The sequence below is a fragment of the Micromonospora sp. NPDC049274 genome, from assembly GCF_040678875.1.
GTDB lineage: Bacteria > Actinomycetota > Actinomycetes > Mycobacteriales > Micromonosporaceae > Micromonospora.
The window spans coordinates 1-16,354 of record NZ_JBFAQS010000027.1; the positions used below are offsets into that span (position 1 = coordinate 1).

General features: G+C 71.7%; 16 protein-coding genes. 5 read left to right on the forward strand and 11 right to left on the reverse strand.

The genetic code is table 11. The annotated features are described in order from the left end of the window. Window positions 1-126 precede the first annotated feature (126 nt). Window positions 127-957 (reverse strand): VTT domain-containing protein, encoded by an 831-nt coding sequence (locus AB0K10_RS31455; protein WP_363689583.1) that lies wholly within the window; start codon window positions 955-957, stop codon window positions 127-129. A 290-nt stretch (window positions 958-1,247) separates the two neighbouring features. Here AB0K10_RS31455 and AB0K10_RS31460 point away from each other — a divergent pair, with 290 nt between their 5' ends. The 3 genes from AB0K10_RS31460 to AB0K10_RS31470 all read left to right on the forward strand — a co-directional run bounded on the left by AB0K10_RS31460 (window position 1,248) and on the right by AB0K10_RS31470 (window position 4,845). After that, the gene (locus AB0K10_RS31460; protein ID WP_363689585.1) at window positions 1,248-4,100 is read left to right on the forward strand and encodes an aconitate hydratase; all 2,853 of its coding nucleotides are present in this window, start codon (window positions 1,248-1,250) and stop codon (window positions 4,098-4,100) included. Between the two features lie 116 nt (window positions 4,101-4,216). Next, entirely contained in the window at window positions 4,217-4,474 is a 258-nt protein-coding gene (locus AB0K10_RS31465) for a type II toxin-antitoxin system prevent-host-death family antitoxin (protein WP_363689587.1), read from the forward strand. Continuing rightward, window positions 4,471-4,845 (forward strand): type II toxin-antitoxin system VapC family toxin, encoded by a 375-nt coding sequence (locus AB0K10_RS31470; RefSeq protein WP_363689589.1) that lies wholly within the window; start codon window positions 4,471-4,473, stop codon window positions 4,843-4,845. Before AB0K10_RS31465 ends, AB0K10_RS31470 begins: the two co-directional genes overlap by 4 nt. A 4-nt stretch (window positions 4,846-4,849) precedes the next feature. Here the strand turns inward: AB0K10_RS31470 and AB0K10_RS31475 are convergent, their stop codons facing one another. Next, on the reverse strand, window positions 4,850-5,233 hold the full coding sequence (locus AB0K10_RS31475) for a hypothetical protein (RefSeq protein ID WP_363689591.1): 384 nt from the start codon (window positions 5,231-5,233) through the stop codon (window positions 4,850-4,852). Between the two features lie 114 nt (window positions 5,234-5,347). Here AB0K10_RS31475 and AB0K10_RS31480 point away from each other — a divergent pair, with 114 nt between their 5' ends. Then, a complete protein-coding gene (locus tag AB0K10_RS31480) occupies window positions 5,348-6,115 on the forward strand; it encodes a Scr1 family TA system antitoxin-like transcriptional regulator (RefSeq protein WP_363689593.1) in 768 nt (255 codons plus the stop codon). Next, entirely contained in the window at window positions 6,106-6,294 is a 189-nt protein-coding gene (locus AB0K10_RS31485) for a DUF397 domain-containing protein (protein ID WP_363689595.1), read from the forward strand. Before AB0K10_RS31480 ends, AB0K10_RS31485 begins: the two co-directional genes overlap by 10 nt. Before the next feature lie 280 nt (window positions 6,295-6,574). Here the strand turns inward: AB0K10_RS31485 and AB0K10_RS31490 are convergent, their stop codons facing one another. The 9 genes from AB0K10_RS31490 to AB0K10_RS31530 form a co-directional block, all read right to left on the reverse strand. Next, window positions 6,575-7,843, reverse strand: a complete 1,269-nt coding sequence (locus tag AB0K10_RS31490; protein ID WP_363689597.1) for a sigma-70 family RNA polymerase sigma factor — start codon at window positions 7,841-7,843, stop codon at window positions 6,575-6,577. A gap of 4 nt (window positions 7,844-7,847) precedes the next feature. After that, window positions 7,848-8,183 carry a YciI family protein gene (locus AB0K10_RS31495; protein WP_234588219.1) on the reverse strand — a complete coding sequence of 112 codons (336 nt, stop codon included), beginning with the start codon at window positions 8,181-8,183 and terminating at the stop codon, window positions 7,848-7,850. 84 nt (window positions 8,184-8,267) lie between these two features. Then, window positions 8,268-8,879 carry an ATP/GTP-binding protein gene (locus AB0K10_RS31500; protein WP_266244318.1) on the reverse strand — a complete coding sequence of 204 codons (612 nt, stop codon included), beginning with the start codon at window positions 8,877-8,879 and terminating at the stop codon, window positions 8,268-8,270. Next, complete coding sequence (locus tag AB0K10_RS31505) at window positions 8,860-9,246, reverse strand: DUF742 domain-containing protein (protein WP_007462630.1); 387 nt, start codon at window positions 9,244-9,246, stop codon at window positions 8,860-8,862. Before AB0K10_RS31505 ends, AB0K10_RS31500 begins: the two co-directional genes overlap by 20 nt. 5 nt (window positions 9,247-9,251) lie before the next feature. Next, window positions 9,252-9,674: a roadblock/LC7 domain-containing protein gene (locus tag AB0K10_RS31510; protein WP_363689674.1), complete on the reverse strand. Its 423-nt coding sequence runs from the start codon at window positions 9,672-9,674 to the stop codon at window positions 9,252-9,254. 91 nt (window positions 9,675-9,765) lie between these two features. Next, window positions 9,766-12,345, reverse strand: a complete 2,580-nt coding sequence (locus AB0K10_RS31515; protein ID WP_363689600.1) for a nitrate- and nitrite sensing domain-containing protein — start codon at window positions 12,343-12,345, stop codon at window positions 9,766-9,768. 123 nt (window positions 12,346-12,468) lie between these two features. Next, complete coding sequence (locus tag AB0K10_RS31520; RefSeq protein ID WP_363689602.1) at window positions 12,469-14,079, reverse strand: prenyltransferase/squalene oxidase repeat-containing protein; 1,611 nt, start codon at window positions 14,077-14,079, stop codon at window positions 12,469-12,471. Then, the gene (locus AB0K10_RS31525) at window positions 14,072-14,989 is read right to left on the reverse strand and encodes a terpene synthase family protein (protein WP_363689604.1); all 918 of its coding nucleotides are present in this window, start codon (window positions 14,987-14,989) and stop codon (window positions 14,072-14,074) included. The genes AB0K10_RS31520 and AB0K10_RS31525 overlap by 8 nt, the downstream gene beginning before the upstream one ends. Next, entirely contained in the window at window positions 14,986-16,323 is a 1,338-nt protein-coding gene (locus AB0K10_RS31530; RefSeq protein WP_363689676.1) for a cytochrome P450, read from the reverse strand. Before AB0K10_RS31530 ends, AB0K10_RS31525 begins: the two co-directional genes overlap by 4 nt. Between the last annotated feature and the right edge of the window lie 31 nt (window positions 16,324-16,354).

Consider the following 16,354-nt stretch of genomic DNA (forward strand, 5'->3'; position numbering starts at 1 on the left):
GGTCACCGTCGAGCACCTCGCCGACTGGATCGCCACCCGCGGCTACGCCACCAGCTGACCCCGCGAGCACACCACCGAAGGGCCGGACCCCACCAGGGGCCCGGCCCTTCTCGGCATATCCAGGGGTCAGCGATTCCTGCCGGTACGGACCGCCGCGGCACCCCGCACCGAGGTCGGCTCGTCGTCCAATGCCAGCTCGGCGCCCAGCGTCGGCGTCGGCTCTGCGGACCCTGCCGGCCCGGCGGACCGCACAGGCTCTGGGGAGTCTGTCCGCTCGGCGGAGTCTGTCCGCTCGGCGGACCCCGTCCGCTCCGCAGACTCCGCCGGCTTCGTGGACCGCGTCGGCTCGGCCGCCTCCAAGCGGTGGGCCCGGCGGCGCAGCCACCACGTGCTGGCCAGCCCAGCGAGCACCGCCAGGACCAGGCCGGCCCAGGAGATGTCCTTGAGCCAGTGTTCGGCGGCCCGGCCGACGGTGAACAGCAGGTACGTGGTGCCGAACGCCCACACGAGCCCACCGGCGGCGTTGGCCAACAGGAACCGCCGGTACGGCACGTGTAGTGCCCCGGCGAGCGGGCCGGCCAGGATCCGCAGCAGCGCCACGAACCGACCGAAGAACACCGCCCAGACACCGTGCCGGGCGAAGCTCTGCTCGGCCCGGGTGAGCTGGGCGGGGCCGAGATGGCGCGGGAAGCGTCGGCCCAACCGGGCCAGCAGCGGGCGGCCACCTCGGCGACCCACCGCGTATCCGATCGAATCGCCCACGATCGCGCCGGTGGCGGCGGCCGTGGCCACCCACTCCGGCTCCACCACTCCGGTCGCCGCGAGTAGGGCCGAGCTGACCAGGACGATCTCACCGGGCAGGGGGACGCCCATGCTCTCTACGCCGATCACCCCGGCGACGAGCAGGTAGACCGCGATCGGCGGCAGCGACACGAGCCAGTGCTGGACGTCGAACACGGTTGACCCTCCTCCGACCGGGCCTCGAACCCTACTCGTGGTCGGCGCACCCGACCGGCCCTCGGCCAGGACACCGGTCCGCACCCCCGCGGGAGTGGGCGGGCAGACACCCGCTATCCGTCCTAGGAGGCTAGGGGTAAGGCGCGGGCGACCGTGTGGGCCGGGTTGCGGAACTAGCAAGACGGACGTACGGTTTTGTTGGAGAGCGGAATCGGCGGTAAGTGTCACCTAACCTCGGCGGCACCCCGGCCGGTGCGACACACTGCTCAGGACTACTCACGGTCGCTGGTGTGAAGGAGTACGACGTGGCGAGCCTCGACACCTTCGGTGCGAAGACCCAGCTACGCGTCGGAGACGCGAGCTACGAGATTTTCAAGATCGACAAGGTGGACGGCCACGACCGGCTGCCGTACAGCCTGAAGATCCTCCTGGAGAACCTGCTGCGGACCGAGGACGGCGCGAACATCACCGCCGACCACATCGAGCAGCTCGGCGGGTGGGACCCCACCGCCGACCCGAGCGTGGAGATCCAGTTCACCCCGGCGCGGGTGCTCATGCAGGACTTCACAGGCGTGCCCTGCGTGGTCGACCTGGCCACCATGCGCGAGGCCGTACGTGAGCTGGGTGGCGACGCCACCAAGGTCAACCCCCTCGCCCCCGCCGAGCTGGTCATCGACCACTCGGTGATCGCCGACCTGTTCGGCCGCGAGGACGCGTTCGCCCGCAACGTCGAGCTGGAGTACGAGCGCAACAGGGAGCGCTACCAGTTCCTGCGCTGGGGCCAGACCGCGTTCAACGAGTTCAAGGTCGTCCCCCCGGGCACCGGCATCGTGCACCAGGTCAACATCGAGTACCTGGCCCGCACCATCATGGAGCGGGGCGGCCAGGCGTACCCGGACACGGTTGTCGGCACCGACTCGCACACCACGATGGTCAACGGCCTGGGCGTGCTGGGCTGGGGCGTCGGCGGCATCGAGGCCGAGGCCGCGATGCTCGGCCAGCCGGTCAGCATGCTGATCCCCCGCGTGGTGGGCTTCAAGCTCTCCGGCGAGATGCCGGCCGGCACCACCGCCACCGACCTGGTGCTGACCATCACCGAGATGCTGCGCAAGCACGGTGTGGTCGGCAAGTTCGTCGAGTTCTACGGCCCCGGCGTAAGTGCCGTGCCGCTTGCCAACCGGGCCACCATCGGCAACATGTCCCCGGAGTACGGCTCCACCGTCGCGATCTTCCCGATCGACGCCGAGACGATCCGCTACCTGGAGCTGACCGGCCGCGACGCCGCGCAGGTCGCGCTCGTCGAGGCGTACGCCAAGGAGCAGGGCCTCTGGCACGACCCGGAGGCGGAGCCGGCCTACTCGGAGCGCCTGGAGCTGGACCTGGGCACCATCGAGCCGTCGCTCGCCGGCCCGAAGCGCCCGCAGGACCGGGTGCCGCTGGGCGCCGCCAAGACGCTGTTCCGCTCGGCGCTCACCGACTACGTCGCCGACGACTCCGTCGGTGAGCGTGACCTCAAGCCGGGTGTGGCGCGCGAGCAGTTGCCGGTGGGGGCGAACGGGCCGGCCGACGAGGCCAGCGCCGAGTCGTTCCCGGCCAGCGACCCGCCCGCCAACCAGTTCAGCGACCCGGCCGACGAGCCGCGCGACCTGGAGACCGCTGCGGTCGGCGCGGGCGGCCGGGCCAGCAACCCGGTCCGGGTCACCGGCGCCGACGGCGTCGAGTACGAGCTGGACCACGGCGCGGTGGTGATCGCGGCGATCACCTCCTGCACCAACACGTCCAACCCGCAGGTGATGATCGGTGCCGCTCTGCTGGCCCGCAACGCCGTGGAGAAGGGCCTGACCCGCAAGCCGTGGGTGAAGACCACCCTGGCGCCGGGCTCCAAGGTCGTCATGGACTACTACGAGCGCGCCGGTCTCACGCCCTACCTCGACAAGCTGGGCTTCAACCTCGTCGGGTACGGCTGCACCACCTGCATCGGCAACTCGGGCCCGCTGCCCGAGGAGGTGTCGGCGGCGGTCAACGAGCACGACCTGTCGGTCGTCTCGGTGCTCTCCGGCAACCGGAACTTCGAGGGCCGGATCAACCCGGACGTCAAGATGAACTACCTGGCGTCCCCGCCGCTGGTGGTCGCGTACGCCCTCGCCGGCACGATGGACATCGACCTGGCCAACGAGCCGATCGGTGAGGACAGCGACGGCAACCCGGTCTTCCTGCGCGAGATCTGGCCGAACAGCGCCGAGATCCAGGACGTCATCGCCCAGGCGATCGGCGCGACCGGGTTCAGCGCCGCGTACGCCGACGTCTTCGCCGGCGACGAGCGGTGGCAGTCGCTGCCCACCCCGACCGGCGACACCTTCGCCTGGGCCGACGACTCGACCTACGTGCGTAAGCCCCCGTACTTCGAGGGCATGCAGCCGGAGCCGAGCCCTGTCGTCGACATCTCCGGCGCCCGGGTGCTGGCCAAGCTGGGTGACTCGGTGACCACCGACCACATCTCGCCCGCGGGCTCGATCAAGGCCGACTCGCCGGCCGGCGCGTACCTCGCCGAGCACGGTGTGCCGCGCCACGAGTTCAACTCGTACGGCTCCCGCCGGGGCAACCACGAGGTGATGATCCGGGGCACCTTCGCCAACATCCGGCTGCGCAACCAGCTGGTGCCCGGGGTGGAGGGCGGCTTCACTGTCAACCACCTCACCGGCGAGCAGACCTCGATCTACGACGCCTCGATGGCCTACCAGGAGGCCGGCATCCCGCTTGTCATCCTGGCCGGCAAGGAGTACGGGTCGGGCTCGTCGCGGGACTGGGCGGCCAAGGGCACCATGCTGCTGGGCGTCCGGGCGGTCATCGCCGAGTCGTACGAGCGGATCCACCGCTCGAACCTGATCGGCATGGGCGTGCTGCCGCTGCAGTTCCCGGTGGACGTCACCGCCGAGTCGCTCGGCCTGACCGGCACCGAGATGTTCACCATTACCGGGGTGACCGCTCTCAACGACGGTGACACCCCGCGCACGGTGACTGTCACCACCGACACCGGCGTGGAGTTCGAGGCCGTCGTGCGGATCGACACTCCGGGCGAGGCGGACTACTACCGGCACGGCGGCATCCTGCAGTACGTGCTGCGCCGCATGATCGCCAACTGACGTACCGACGTCGCCAGGCTCCTTCCCGCCCTCGGCGGGAGGGAGCCTGCGTCGTTCCCGGGTCGTTCCTCGTGCGGGGCCCCACCACGGGCTAACCTCTTAGCTAAGGAGGTGTCATGGTGGCCGGTGAACCTGCGGCGCAGTTCAACATCCACGATGCGAAGACGAACCTGTCACGCATCATCGAACGGGTCGAGCACGGCGAGGAGATCGTGATCAGCCGGGCTGGTAACCCGGTCGCCAAGGTCATTCCTCTGCGTCGTACAACACGCACCGGTCGCGGGTCTCTGCGCGGTGCGCTGGATCTCAGCGGTGACTGGGATTCCGACGAGGTCAACGACGAGGTTGCTCGCGACTTCGGGCTGTCCGGATGAGGCTGTTGCTCGATACGCACGTGGTGCTCTGGTGGCTGACCGACGACCCGATCCTCGCCACGGACATCAAGGACCGCATCGACACCGAACCCGATGTGTACCTGAGCCCGGTCACGCTGTGGGAGGTCGCCATCAAACAGTCGTTGGGCAAGTTGGCCGGCCCGGCCGACCTCGCCGAACGACTCCGTGACGCTGAACTCCGGGAACTCCCGATCCGCCACGATCACGCCATCGCGGCTGGTCGGCTGCCACTGATCCACCGGGATCCCTTCGACCGGATGCTTGTCGCGCAGGCCCTGCACGAAGGGCTGACCCTGGTAACCCGGGACGACCGCATCCAGAAGTACGACGTACCGATCCTGGTGGTGTGAGCGCTCAGCGCAGCCGCAGCGCGACCGCGCGAGCCTCCTCGTCGGTGAGGGGCAGGAACCAGAGGAAACGGCGGACGATGGCGACCGGATCGGGGCCGCCCGGCCGGCCGCGCAGGTCGCGGATCGCCCGGCGGGTGATCCGCGAGAACTCGGGGATCAGGGTCGCGCGGCGGGCGGCGTCCGTCGGGGTCGCCCGCAGCGCCGGGCAGGGCCAGTCCTGCCCGCAGGCGTCGCAGATCCACAGAGGGCCGTCGGCGGTGTGCGTGACCGCCGGGCCGCACCGGGAGCGCCAGCGTGCTTCGGGTACGACGTTCGGCGCGCGACCCGGGCCACGGTACGGGGGATGCGGTGGCCCGGTCGGGCGGTTCCGGGGTCTGTTCTCGCTCATCCTGTGCTCCCTCCTCGATGCTGTCTCCACAGCAGCCTGCCGAGGGTTGCCAAGCGATTACACCGCGTAGAACTATTACCTTCCGACGTCTGGAACGTTCTGAAGGGCCGGGAGATGAATCGAGCAGTACAGGCCGCGATGGTGGAGAGGGGCTACACAGCAGACACTCTCGCCGCTCAGATCGGTGTCGATCCGAAGACGGCGGCGAAGTGGGCGAGCAGGGACCGAATTCCCCAGACGCGTCATCGTGCTCGGGTCGCCGAGCTGCTCGGCCGGAACGTCGACGAGCTCTGGCCGGATGCGCTGAAGCGCCGGACGCCAGCCTGGTTTCGGCCCTGGGCCGAGGTCGAGCGCGAGGCGTTGTCGCTTCGGTCGTTTCAGCTCGCGTGGGTACCGGGCCTTCTTCAGACCAAGGCGTACGCGCTGGCGACGCTTGTCGGCGAGGCGTTGACGCCCGCGGAGGCCGACAATCTCGCCGAGGCGCGGCTGAGTCGGCAGGCCATCCTGCGCCGGGAACGCCCGCCGCTGCTCGTCGCGGTCCTGGACGAGGGAATCCTCCGGCGCACCCTCGACGGCGACCGCGCCATGATGCGGGAGCAGTGCGAGCGGCTGGCCGAGCTGGCCGCCCTGTCGAACGTGTCGCTGTTCGTCGTGCCCGCCGACGTCGGCATGTACCCGGGCCTCGGTGGCCCGTTCACCATCGCCGAGATGCCGGACGGTGCGCGGGTCGCCCACGTCGACAGCCAGGCGCAAGCTCAGCTCATCGACAAGGCTGCCGACGTTGCTACCCTCGACCGACGGTGGGAGCGCATTCGCGACGGTGCACTGTCGCGTGCGCAGTCCCTCAATCTCCTCACAGAAGCGGCAGCATCATGGACCTGACCGGCGCTCGGTGGCGCAAGAGCAGCAAGAGTGGCAACAACGGCGGCGACTGCGTCGAGGTGGCCGACAACTTCGCGAGCGTCGTCGGCGTACGCGACTCCAAGGACCCGGCCGGTCCGACGCTCGCTTTCGACCCGGCGTCCTGGACCCGCTTCCTGGCCTTGGCCAAGCGCGGCTGACCCCAACCCCCGAACGAGCGCGTACGCCTGGTCGAAGGCCGCTCCCGTTCCGACGGGAGCGGCCTTCGCCGTCCACGCCGGGGTGCGCGCTGGACGAGTAGGTCCTCACTCCCTGCCCGCCAGGGCGATGTGCTGTTGAGCGGTATACCTAAGAGTCATATATATGACTGTGAGGTATACCGCTCACTACCACATCCGCCCTCCACGGAGGTGACCGACGGTCACTGTCGACCGGTGGCTGCGCCCACCGCCGCCCCAGCCGGGTTGCCGAATCACTCGTCTAGGGGTGAGTGCTCAGCACAGCCGCAGCGCGGTCGAGGAGGGCGCGGCGCTCGGCGGCCGAGTCCACCGCTGCCGCCGCCTCCCGGAACAGCGCGGCGGCACGCGACCTGTCACCCTGCCGGGCCACCAGATCGGCCTGGACCGCCACGGCCACCGGGTGACCGTCCAGCCCTCCCCCGGCACGCGCCTCGTCCAGCAGGGCCAGTCCGGCCGCCGGCCCGTACGCGTAGCCGTGCGCGACCGCGCGGTTGAGCGCCACCACGGGCGACGGCCGGAGGCCGAGCAGAGCGTCGTAGGCACGGGCGATCGCCGGCCAGTCGGTGGCCTCGGCGGACTCCGCGGTGGCGTGGCAGGCGGCGATGCGGGCCTGCCACGCGTACGGGCCGTCATCCCGGACCCGGGCCAGTGCCGAGAGCCCCTCGGCGACGGCGGACCGGTCCCAGCGGCGGCGGTCCTGCCGATCGAGGGACAGCAGGTCACCGGCGGCGTCGCGGCGGGCGTCGCGCCGGGAGTGCTGCAACAGCAACAGAGCCCGCAACGCGGCGACCTCGGATTGCTCCGGCATCAACAGGTCGAGCAGCCGGGCCAGCCGGACCGCCTCGTCGGCGAACGCCGGCTCGCCGTCGGCGACATAACCCCGGGTGAAGAGCAGGTACAGCACGGCGAGTACACCGGGCAGCCGTTCGGCAAGCGCCGGCCCGCTCGGCACCCGGTACGGGATGCCGGCCTCGGCGATGCGGGTCCGGGCGCGGGTCAGCCGCCGGGTCATCGTCGACTCGCTGACCAGCAGCAGCCGGGCGATGTCGGCGGTCGGCACCCCGCAGACGGTCCGCAGCGTCAACGCCACCCGGGCCTCGATGGCGAGCGCGGGATGGCAGCAGGTGAAGATGAGCCGCAGCCGGTCGTCCACCACGTCCTCCCCCACCTCCGGCTCGGGCTCACCGTCGGCCGGCGTGAGCAGCGCCAGGTCGTGCAGTTTGCGGCGCTCGACGCTCGCCCGGCGCAGCACGTCGAGCGCGCGGTTACGAGCAACCGTCATCAGCCAACCGCCCGGGTTGGCCGGCACACCGTCGGCGGGCCAGCGCTCCAGCGCCACGGCCAGGGCCTCCTGCGCGCAGTCCTCGGCCAACGCCCAGTCCCCGGTCACGCGGATCAGGGTCGCGACGATCCGGGGGTACGCCTCCACGCCGGCGGCCGCGACGGCCTGAGCCGCCGCGGCCGCGCCGACGCTGTCGGGCGCACCGGTAGTGGTGTCGGTGCGGCTCACCCGATCAGGCGGACAGGTCCGCGTACGGGCGCAGTTCCAGCCGCCCCTCCCGGGCCATCGGGTGGGTGCGCGCCACCTCGATCGCCTCGTCCAGGTCGGCGCAGTCCAGCAGGTCGAAGCCCACGATGACCTCCGTGGTCTCGGCGAACGGTCCCTCGGAGACGAGCAGCTCCCCGTCGCGGACCCGGACCATTGTCGCCGCGCTTGTCGGCGCCAGCACGTTGCCGGTGAGGCGGCGGCCACGGGAGTCGTTCTCCGCCACCCACTTGTGGATGTCGGGCAGCTCGGTCGGGTCGGTGTCCGGTGCGGTGTCGGTGCAGACGAACATCATGAACTTCATCTGGCGCTCCCTCGGGTGTCCGGGTGTTTGCCAGCATGACGAACGGCCAGGGCCGTTCCGGACAGCCTCCCCGAAAAAAGTCGGTCAGTCCGTGCCGGCAGCTCGGCGACGGGCCTCGCGGGTCTTCATGGCGTGCTCCATGAGCGTCACGAGCACCTCCTTGCTGGACTCGCGTTGGCGGGCGTCGCAGAGCAGCACGGGCACGCCCGGGTCCAGGTTCAGCGCGGTCTGCACCTCGTCGAGCCGGTACTGGCGGGCGCCCTCGAAGCAGTTCACCGCCACCACGAACGGGGTGCCCCGGCCCTCGAAGTAGTCGATCGACGGGAAGCAGTCGGCCAGTCGCCGCGTGTCGGCGAGCACCACCGCGCCGATCGCGCCCAACGCCAGCTCGTCCCAGACGAACCAGAACCGGTCCTGACCGGGGGTGCCGAACAGGTAGAGCACCAGGTCGTCGCTGATGGTGATCCGACCGAAGTCCATCGCCACGGTGGTGGTGGTCTTACCCTCCACCCCGGACAGGTCGTCGATACCGACCCCGGTCTCGGTCAGCACCTCCTCGGTGCGCAACGGCCGGGTCTCGCTCACCGCGCCGACCATTGTGGTCTTGCCCACGCCGAAACCACCGGCGACCAGGATCTTGATCGCGGTGGGCAGTGGCGTCGCTCCCGCCGGCCGGTCAGAGTGCCCGTAGTCCATTGATTACCGCCTCGAAGATGCTGTTGTCGGGAAGACCGGCCGTGGTCTGCGGTTCGCGTACCTGCACGAGGTTGCGGGCCGCCAGGTCGCCGAGGAGCACCCGGATGGTCCCCACCGGCAGGTCGAGGTGGGCGGCGATCTCGGCGACGGACTGTATTCGCTGGCACAGGCCGACGATCGCCAGGTGCTCGGGACCGAGACCCACCTCCGGCGTCACGTCGGCTCGGGTCGCGGTGACCAGGGAGATCAGGTCGAACGTGCCGGTGACCGGGCGGGCCCGCCCGCGCGTCACCGCGTACGGGCGCACCACCGGGCCCGCGTGGTCATCCACCCACTGGTGCTCTGCGGACTCCCCCTGCACCGTCATCGCCGTTACCTCTCGCCAGCCGACTGTTCGGTGCCCCGCGACGGTGAGGCCACGTACTTGCCTACTCGGGTGACGAGCATCGCCATCTCGTACGCGATGAGACCGACGTCGGCGTCCTCGCTGGCGAGAACCGCGAGGCAGGCGTTGCGGCCGGCGGCGGTGACGAACAGGAACGACGACTGCATCTCGATGATGGTCTGCTGCACCTGCCCGCCCCCGAAGCGCTTGCCGGCGCCCCGGGCCAGGCTCTGGATGCCGGCCGCCATCGCCGCGAGGTGCTCGCCGTCGTCGCGGTTCAACCCCTGCGAGGAAGCCATCAACAGTCCGTCGGTGGAGAGCGCGACCGCGTGCTCAGCCTGCTTCACGCGGCCCACCAGATCATCCAGCAACCACGTCAGGTCGGCACTCGAAGCCGTCTTCTGGGCCACTTCGTCGTCCTCTTCTCGCCCGGCAGTTGCGCCGTATTCGTCTTGGGCTTGACCGTCACGCCGTGCGGGAACCCGCAGCACCGGCGCTCGGTCAGGTGGCTTGTGGTTCCTCGTCGGTCGGCTCGGGCGTCGCGCTCGGCGAGGCGTCGGACGCGCCACCGAGCAGTCGCGCCGCGTCGGTCCGGCCGCGCCGGGTGCCGGTCTGGTACGAGCTCATCATCCGGCGTACCTGCTCCGGCGGCCGCACCACGTCCTCCTCGTCGGACTCGGTTGCCGCCGGGTCGTCGCGCAGCTCCGGAACGATGCTCGCCTGGCGGACGCGGACCGGCAGGCCGGAGTCGGTCCGGTCCGTCTCGGCCCGCGTCGGAACCGGCCCTGCGCCCGGCTCGCTGCCGCCGCCGCTCGGCGCGGTCCGGTCCACCGCTGGCAGGCCGGTGGGCACCGTCGGGCCCTCCAGGGCCGGCTGGCCCAGGCCACGTCGGGCTCGGGTGGGCAGCTCCGCCGCCGGGGCGCCCAGGGTCGTCCGCTGTCGGGTGGGGAGGACGACGTCGATGTCGGTGCCGTCCACCTGCTGCTCGGTCGGGGTGCTGCTCGCGGCCGGCACCGGGGCGAGGGGAGTCACCGGCTGCGCCGCGGCCGGACGGTTCGTGTCCGTCGCCGCCGCGGCCACCGCGACCGACGACAGGCTGGCCGATCGGCCGCTGTCGGTGGGTCCGGTGGTCGTCGGACCCGGGGGCAGCGCGATGGCCGTCGGCCCGGCAGGCAACGCGCCGGAGTCCTGTGGGTCGGTGCCGTTCGCGGTGACCAGGTCCAGCGGGATGAGCACGACGGCGGTGGTGCCGCCGTACGCCGACTCCTTGAGCCGGACCCGCACGCCGTGCCGCTCGGTCAGCCGGCTCACCACGTAGAGGCCGAGCCGGGCGGCGTTGGCGAGGTTCAGCTCGGACTGGTCGACGATGCGGTGGTTCGCCGCGGCCAGGTCCTCCTCGCTCATGCCGAGGCCCCGGTCCTCGATCTCGATGGCGAACCCGTTGGCCACGAGCTGGCCGCGGACCTCCACAGAAGTGTGCGGCGGCGAGAACGACAGGCCGTTCTCGATCAGCTCGGCGAGCAGGTGGATGATGTCGCCGACCGCCCGGCCGGCGAGCGAGACGGGCCCGAGCGGCAGCACGTTGACCCGGGTGTAGTCCTCCACCTCGGCGACCGCGCCGCGCACCACGTCGACCATGGGGACGTTGCGCCGCCAGGCCCGACCCGGGGTGGAGCCGGAGAGCACGATGAGGTTCTCCGCGTTACGCCGCATCCGGGTGGCCAGGTGGTCGACCCGGAACAGGTCCTCCAGCTCCTCCGCGTCGTGTTCCCGCCGCTCCATCGCGTCGAGCAGGGTGAGCTGGCGGTGCACGAGCGCCTGCGTACGCCGGGCCAGGCTGAGGAACACCTCGCGAACGTTGCGCCGCAGTTCGGCCTGCTCGACGGCGGTGCGCAGCGCGGTCTCCTGGACGGCGTTGAACGCCTTGCCGACCTGGCCGATCTCGTCGACGCCGAACTCCAGCGGGGGCGCCTCGGTGGCGACGTCGACCTCCTCACCGCGACCGAGTCGCTGGACCACCCGGGGCAGCCGCTCGTCGGCGAGCTGCCAGGCGGCCTGCCGCAGCCGTTCCAGCTGGCGCAGGAGGGTCCGGGCCGTGGTGATCGAGACGACGACCGAGGCGATGACGGCGAGCAGACCCAGACCGGTGGCGAGCACCAGCCGGACGACGACCATCACGGCCACGCCTGTGGCCCGGCCGACGATGCCCTCGCCGCCGTCGGCGACGGCGTCGTTCACCTCGGCCAGCGCCGGCTCGACGGTGCCGCGCCACTGCTCGGCGCTCACCGGCAGCTGGGTCGCCGGTCGGCCCTCGCGGATGATGCTGTCCTGCACGGCGCGCAGCCGGGTGAACGCCTCGCCCCCGACGAGCTGCTGGTAGCGGCGCTGGTCGGCGTCCGCGAGCCGGGCCCGTGCCTCCTCGCCGAGGAACCGCTCGGTGGAGACCAGGCTGACGTAGCGGGCGTACTCCGGCCCACTCATCCGGCCGTTGCCGAAGAGGCCGCTGAGCAGCGCGTCCTCCTGCGAGATCAGCTCCTTCATCCGGTTGAGCTGGATCAGGGCCGCCGCGTCGGCGGCGATCTCCTTGTCGTCCAGGCTGCCGGTGACGTCGTAGACCCGGAAGATCGATTCGATCGCGTCCGTGTAGGCGTCGGCGGCGGAGAGCCGGTCGACCTTGCGGGCGAGCACGTCGGCGCGGGTCTGCTTCAGCCCGTCGACCTGTGCGATCGTGAGGTCCAGCTGGGTGTCGAGCGCCGCGCTGCCGGCCACGTCGACCTGCCAGTTGCGGACCGAGTCGGCGAAGTCGCCGGCCAACTGCGCGGCCTTGCGCTGTTCGGTCTCCAGCGCCGCGCGCTGCGCGGCGTCGGGGTTGCTCAGGTACGCCTGGGTCAGCCGTCGTTCCAGCTGGAGCTCCTGGAGCAGCGGTTCGGTGGGTGTGTAGACCTTGCTGTTGATCGCCTGTACGCCGAGCAGGTTGAAGCCGTCGCGCAGGGTCACCCACGCCGCGAACATCCAGAGAGCGACCAGGGAGAGCAGCAGGGCGACAACCTTGGTGCGGATACTCGTACCGCGAGAACGCATTGAACCGTCCCAGGCCGGGCGTTGACTCAGCTCATCAACGGGTGATCATGGAAGACGACGTCCCGCCACAGCGGGGCATCGGGGCTGAGGCTCTGCGTACGCTAGCAGTGTCCACACAACCCCTCAAGTTGTTGTTTTTGTTGCCTGGTAACCACAATCCACCACCGAACGGTCGGTGTCCGCCAGGTGGACGGCGGCCAGCCGGCAGGCCGCCAACACCGTCGCGCGAACGATCGCGGTAGGACAGTACAACTCCTTGCCGTACCACAGTGGAGGGTGCGGCCGATCGGACGATTGGTGCAGGTAGGCGTGGCCGCGAGCCACCGCGTCGTCGACCCGCGGCGCTCCCGTCGGCGCGGCCAGCAGCACCTGCAGCGCGTACGCGGTCTCCTCGGCCGTGCCGTCCCAACGCCCCCACGAGCCGTCGGCGCGCTGGTTGTCCAGCACCCAGCGGGCCGCCCGGTCCACCGCCTCGGCCGCCGCGCCGCCGCGACCGAACTCCGCCAGGGCCAGCACGCAGCACACTGTCGCGTAGTACGGCGAGGCGTGCCACCGGTCCTGCCAGGGGCCCTCGGCGAGCTGGTGCGCCGGCAGCACGACGCTGAGCCGCTCGACCGCCCGGTGGTACCGCGCGTCCGCGCCCGGGTGCGCCGCCACATGCTGGCCGAACGCGTCCAGGACGTGCGCGTTGGTGGTGACCGAGAAGCCGTCCTCGCTCCCCGGCCAGGTGCAGAAGCCGTCCGCCGTCTCGTACGCCCACAGGCTGGCCGCATCCGCGGGGCGGCCGAGACGGGCCAGCGCGTCCAGCGTGACCGAGGTGGTGTCGGCGTCGGTCGGCAGACCCTCGCCGGTGGCGACGCCCTCGGCGGCGCCGGTGGCGGCGGCCAGGGTGCGCAGCACGGTGGCCGGCGGGTCGACCGCGACACCGGCGCGGCGCAGCCCGCTGAGCACCCAGGCCCGTTCGAAGACGGTGATCGGGCTGGGGCAGGGCACCGGCCCGTCGCCGTCGCGGATCAGCTCCCGCAGGAAGGCGTGTGCGGTGGGGCCGGCGGCCGGGCCGGCGGCGGTCAGCCAGGCGGCGGTCGCGGCCGGCGACGCGCCGACGGCGGTGAGGGTCGGCCCGGCGTCGGCCGGTGTCGCGTCCAGCACCTCGTAGAAGTGGGCCAGCTTCGTCGGCAGCGCCGCGCCGGCGGCCACCGCGGCCCGTACCGCGCGCAGCCGGTCGGGGCCGAGCCCAACGGGGAGTGTCAGCGGCGGGCGGGGCAGCCGGTCGGCGAGCGCCCGGTCCAGCCGGGCCAGCCGATCGTTCACCGACTCGACAAGCGCCGGGACGATGAGGTCCAGCGCCGGAGTGTCCGGCAGCGCCCGGGCGTGCGTGGCGAGCAGCCGGCCGCTGAGCGCGTCCAGCCCGCGCCCCACCGGGGCGAGCAGGTCCGTCCCGGACCAGCCGCCGTCGGCCAGCACGGCGAGCAGCGCGTCGACGGCGCTGAGCGTGGGCACCAGGGCGTACCCCTCGGGTGGGCCCCACGCGCCGTCCGGGCGCTGCTCGCGCAGCAGAAATCCGACCCGTTGATGGTGGCCCGGCAGCCAGGACGCCCCGGCGACCAGCCGGGCGCTCTCGTACACCGAGGGGGCGACCTGCCCCCACGGCCGCAGCGCGACGCCGGCGATCAGCTCGCGCGCGGCGGCGTCGGTGGCCGGCTCGGTCAGTACGCGGGGGGAACTCTCACTCACCGCGCGCTCCCCAGAAGTCCGAGACCTCGTAGAAGCCACCCGTGAAGGAGATCTGCCGGTGCAGGTAGTCCGCCTGGCGGGGGCAGCGCTCGGCGAGGGCGGCCAGGTCCCCCCGGGACCGCGCGGTCAGTTCGGCGAGCCGGGCGTGCACCCGCGCCGGGTCGTCGACGAGCTGCAACGCGTTCAGGTCGCCCCACTCGGCGTCCCGGTCCTGTGTGGCGAGGTCGTTGACCAGCCGCAGCACCCGCTGGACGCCACGTCCGGCGTCCAGCAGGTCGGTCAGCTGGGCGAGTGTCCGCTCGTCGCCGGTGGCGATCCAGTGGGTGACGTTGACGAAGGAGCTGCCGGAGTTGTCGGCGTTGTCCAGGTAGCGGTCCAGGTCCGGCAGACGCTGCCCGGTGGTCGGGTCGGTCGGCAGGTTCTTCCAGTCCCACTCCCGGGCCGCAGCGGCGAGCATCTGGGCCAACTCGTCGCGCCAGATCGGGCGCAGCCGGGCGAATGCCGGCACGGTCGCCAGGTCGTCGCGCAGGTCTGCCAGCAGCCGCGCCAGGTGCCGGCCCGGCGGGGGCGCGGCGCCGTCGGCCACCGCAAGGCAGTCGGTCACCAACTGCCGGACGTCGTCGGCGGACCGGGCGAGGTAGTCGATCTGCCAGTCGGCGGCGAAGACCCAGAGCACGGTACGGGTGGTGATCCGCAGTTCGGCGGCGGTGTGCCAGGGCGCGATGAAGGCGACCACTGTGGCCACCGAGCTGAGCAGCGCCGGGTCGAACGGCGCGGCGTCGAACAGTTCCGGGTGGGCGGCGGTGACGGCCTGCAGGTCGCGTACGCCGCGCACGGCGAGCGCGCACACCCGGCCCTGCTCGGCGACCGCGTCAGGGCCGGCCTGCACCGGCCACGGCGTGCCCGTCATGAGGCGACCGGGCGCTCGACCGGGGTGACGATCAGCTCGGCCCGCTGCTTGGGTTGCAGCGAGGCCCCGAGCCGGGGTGTCAGGCCGACGGGTTCACGCAGTCGGAACCGGTAGCGACTCAGCACCGTGCTGACGATGAGTTGCGCCTCCAGCAGGAACAGGTACTGCCCCAGGCACTGGTGCGGGCCGCCGCCGAACGGGAAGTAGGAGTAGCGGTAGCGCCGGCGGGGCCGCTCCGGCGCGAAGCGCTCCGGGTCGAACAGCGTGGGGTCGTTCCAGAACGTCGACATCCGCTGGGTGACGTAAGGGCTGACCAGCACTGTGCCACCGGCCTTGATCCGCACGCCGCCCAGCACGTCGTCGGCGACGGCGGTCCGGGGGATCATCCAGCCGGCCGGGTAGAGCCGCAGCATCTCGTCGAGCACCATCCGGCCGTAGCGCAGCTGGGGCAGGTGCTCACGGCCGACCCGGTCGGCGCCGACCACCCGCTCGATCTCGTCGGTCATCCGCTCGGCCACGTCGGGTCGGGAGGACAGCACCGGCCAGAGCCAGGAGAGCAGGGCGATGGTGGTCTCGGTGGCGGTGGAGAACATGGCCACGACGTCGCCGCGGATCGCGTACTCGTCGGGCTCGCTGCCGTCGGCGCGCGGCCGGCAGAGGGTGGAGATGATGTCGTCGCCGTCGCCGGGGTTGGCCCGCGCCTCCCGGATGATCGGCAGCACCACCTCGTCGATGGCCCGCACGGCCTCGTTGAAGGCGCGGTCGCGGGGCATCGGCACCGCGTACGGCACGAAGGGCACCAGCAGGCGCGGGAGCATCGCGGTGGTGAGGGTGTCCAGTGCCGCGCTGATCCGCAGCGCGTCCGGCACCGAGATCCGGTCGGCGAAGAGCACCCGCATCGTGGTGCGCAGGACGATCCGGGTGAGCTCGGCCCCGCCGTCGATCGCACGGCCCTCGCGAGCCGGTTCCAGCCACTCGTCGACGGCCTCGTTGATCGCCTCGGCCATCCGGTCGACGAGCGTCTCGGCCCGCTTCGCGGTGAACAGCGGTTGCAGCGCGCCCCGGCTGGACTCCCAGATCTCACCCTCGGCGACCAGGATGGCGTCGCCGACGATCCGGCGTACCGGACGCCACAACAGGCCGTCCCCGTCGCGGGTGTAGTTGGCAACGTTGTCCCTCAGCACGCGTTGCAGGTGCTCCGGGTGGCTGACGAGGTAGGGGCGGAACGAGCCGAGGTTGAGCCGGACGACCTCGCCACCGGCGTCGTCGGCGAAGCCGACAAGCGCGGCGAGCGGGTCGCGCACCAGCGCGGGCAGGGCGCGACGGAGTGGGATCATCCGGGGTTCGGTGCTGACGGGGGCGGGG